This window comes from Trebonia kvetii, assembly GCF_007827045.1.
In the GTDB taxonomy this organism is placed as follows: Bacteria; Actinomycetota; Actinomycetes; order Streptosporangiales; family Streptosporangiaceae; genus Trebonia; species Trebonia kvetii.
In genome coordinates this window covers 1-653 of sequence record NZ_RPFW01000024.1, presented here as the reverse complement: position 1 = coordinate 653, position 653 = coordinate 1, and the positions used below count along the sequence as shown (strand labels likewise).

Below are 653 nucleotides of genomic sequence, written 5' to 3'. Positions count from 1 at the left end.
ACTGCCCCTCAGGTGGTTCTTATGGATGTTCGTATGCCTATTATGGACGGGCTGGAGGCTGCAAAAAGTATTCTAGAGCTCAACGTTCCTGATTCCAGGGTTATTATGCTGACGACCTTCGACGTCGACGAATATGTCTATGCTGCGGTACGTGCCGAGGCAAGCGGTTTTTTGCTGAAAGATGCGCCTCCCGAAGAACTTCTGGGTGCTCTTCGAACAATACATCGCTGTGATGTGGTGATCGCCCCTTCCGCTACACGCCGCCTGCTGGAACATATGATTCCGGTGTTGGAGGTTCATTCGGAACAGGATTCTGGCAGTGTTGCCCCCACTTCTCAGGAGGAGCCGCAGCTTCTGCACCAGGAACTCATGCAGACTCTTTCTCCGCGTGAACATGAGGTACTTCGTCTGATTGCGCAGGGTCTTTCCAATGTGGAGATCAGCCGTGCGCTCGTGCTGTCAGAGGCCACCATTAAGACCCACGTCTCGCATGTTCTGTCAAAACTTGATGCCCGCGATAGGGTTCAGGCCGTGATTATGGCGTATGAGGCTGGGATCGTATCGTAGGCTCCTTGTGTCTACATCTAGTTTTGCCAATGATCTGCTCACCGCAGCCCTTTTAGGTCTAGCAGCGTTAGCGCTCATGGTCTCTG

General features: G+C 53.0%; 1 protein-coding gene. It reads left to right on the top strand.

The genetic code is table 11. The annotated features are described in order from the left end of the window. The coding region (locus tag EAS64_RS42790) for a LuxR C-terminal-related transcriptional regulator (protein WP_145862450.1) at window positions 1-567 on the top strand (567 nt) is incomplete at its 5' end. Between the last annotated feature and the right edge of the window lie 86 nt (window positions 568-653).